Below are 1,811 nucleotides of genomic sequence, written 5' to 3'. Positions count from 1 at the left end.
AGCGCGGGCTGTCAGAGGTAGTCGGAGCCCGACACGACAGCCAGGAACGGGATCACCAGAGTCACGAACAGCAGGCCGACCAGGAACAGCAGAACGATCCCGAGCATGACCGCGTTGAGGACGATGCCCCAGATCGAGAGGGTGCGTCCGGTCGGCTCGCGGCGGAGGCCGAGGATGCCGAAGACGAGGCCCGCGACGGGAGCGATGACGGTGAGGCCGAAGAAGACCGAGGTCACGCCGAGGATCAGGCTGGTGAGCGAGAACGGGGTCGACGGAGCCGCGGACGCGGTGGCCGGCGGTACGGGCGGAGTGCCGTACGCGCTGCGCGGGGAGCGCTGCTCCTCGGGACGCTCCTGCGCCGGCTCGTCGACCGGCGCATCGGTCGGCTTCTCTGCTCCCTCGCCCAAGGACCGCTGCTCACCAGAGGGGAGCTGCTCAGGCTCGAGGAGGACCACGGTCGTGCTGAGGTCCTCGGTCGGGCGCTCGTCGGCGGTGGGGAGGCGGAGGGTGCGGTCGTCGGTGGGCACGGGGTGCTCCTTCTGGGCTGGAGGGCGCTCTGCTCGGCGGGATGCGGCGGATGCGCGATGACTCCACGCTACGGACGGCCCGGCGGGCGCCCCATCCGGTGAACCCCCGGAAGGTGAGGGGCGATCCCCTCCGGGGCGGTGCGAGACTGGAGGGGTCGGCTCGGCCGACGCGCGAGGAGGCGGTGGCCGATGGACGACGACGAGCAGCGGTGCCGCACCCGCGACCATGCGGGCGCGCGCGCCGTCTGGCTCGCGGGGCTCTGGGCGCTGGCCGGCTTCGTCGTCCTCTCGCCGCTGATCTCGCTCACCGCGACGGTGATGGTGTGGGGAGCGCGCCGCCGCACCGGCACCCTCAGCGACCGCAACGGGCTCGTCGCGGTGAACTGGCAGCTCACCTACCTCGCTCTGCAGCTGATGCTCGTCCCGCTGCACCTCGCCCTGGTGTCGGTGCGCGACTCGCTCGGCGCCGACTGGCCGCTCGTGACGATCGGGGCGATCCTCCTCCTCGCCGTGCTCAACCTGGTGCTCTGCGTGCTGCTCGGCGTCCGCTCCGGCCGAGGCGCCCGGTGCGCCTCTGGATCGCGGTCCCGTTCGTGCACTCCTCCCGCCCTCCCCGCTGAGCCCTGCCTCGACGCGGACGCTGCGGTCGCTCCTCCGACGGCGTGTCGCGCCTGTGGACGACCGGCGGCGGGCAGGGTCGAGGGATGATCGCCTTCCCTCCGCCCGTGTACGTCGTGGCCGATGACGGGGTGCGGCTGGCCACCTACTCCGTCGGCGACGACGACGCGCCGACCGTGCTCGCGGTGCACGGTTTCGCCTCGAACGCCGTGCTCAACTGGGAGACGGCGGGCTGGCTGCGCACCCTGAACCGCGCCGGCTACCGGGTCGTCGCCCTCGATCAGCGCGGGCACGGCGCGAGCGAGAAGCCGCACCACCCGGACGCCTACAGCGTCGCGGCGATGGTCGCGGACATCGCGCGGGTGATCGACTCCTACGATCTGATCGCCCCGCACCTGCTCGGCTACTCGCTCGGCGCGCGCATGAGCTGGGTGCTCGGCCTCGAGCGCCCCGATCTCGTGGCCTCGCTGAGTCTGGGAGGGCTCACGGTCGGCGAGCCGCTGCGGCACTTCGACGCGGAGGCGGCGCGGGCGCGGCTGGCCGACGGCGGCGAGATCGACCACGGCTTCACCCGCGCCTTCATCGGCATGGCCGAGGGCGTGCAGGGCAACGACCTGGCCGCGCTGGTCGCGGTCGCGGACGGCGTGCGCGGCGGCGCGCATCCCG

The 1,811-nt window shown here is 73.3% G+C and carries 3 protein-coding genes; 2 read left to right on the top strand and 1 reads right to left on the bottom strand.

All coding sequences use genetic code 11. The annotated features are described in order from the left end of the window. Positions 1 to 11: 11 nt before the first annotated feature. On the bottom strand, positions 12 to 527 hold the full coding sequence (locus tag ACH61_RS18690; RefSeq protein ID WP_236713723.1) for a hypothetical protein: 516 nt from the start codon (positions 525 to 527) through the stop codon (positions 12 to 14). Between the two features lie 189 nt (positions 528 to 716). Between ACH61_RS18690 and ACH61_RS15265 the strand changes: the two genes are divergently transcribed. Beyond that, positions 717 to 1,235, top strand: coding sequence for a DUF4870 domain-containing protein (locus ACH61_RS15265; RefSeq protein WP_068213707.1), 519 nt, complete (start codon positions 717 to 719; stop codon positions 1,233 to 1,235). Continuing rightward, positions 1,232 to 1,811 (top strand): alpha/beta fold hydrolase (locus tag ACH61_RS15260; RefSeq protein ID WP_068213704.1); only part of this gene is annotated, 580 nt, incomplete at its 3' end. The genes ACH61_RS15265 and ACH61_RS15260, both read left to right, overlap by 4 nt.

The sequence above is a fragment of the Rathayibacter tanaceti genome, from assembly GCF_001634385.1.
GTDB lineage: Bacteria > Actinomycetota > Actinomycetes > Actinomycetales > Microbacteriaceae > Rathayibacter > Rathayibacter tanaceti.
This window is presented reverse-complemented; position numbering and strand designations above follow the sequence as displayed.

Bases quoted from the DNA above. Each gene is read 5' to 3' on its own strand.
- ACH61_RS15265 (WP_068213707.1), top strand. From the start codon at position 717: ATGGACGACGACGAGCAGCGGTGCCGCACCCGCGACCATGCGGGCGCG.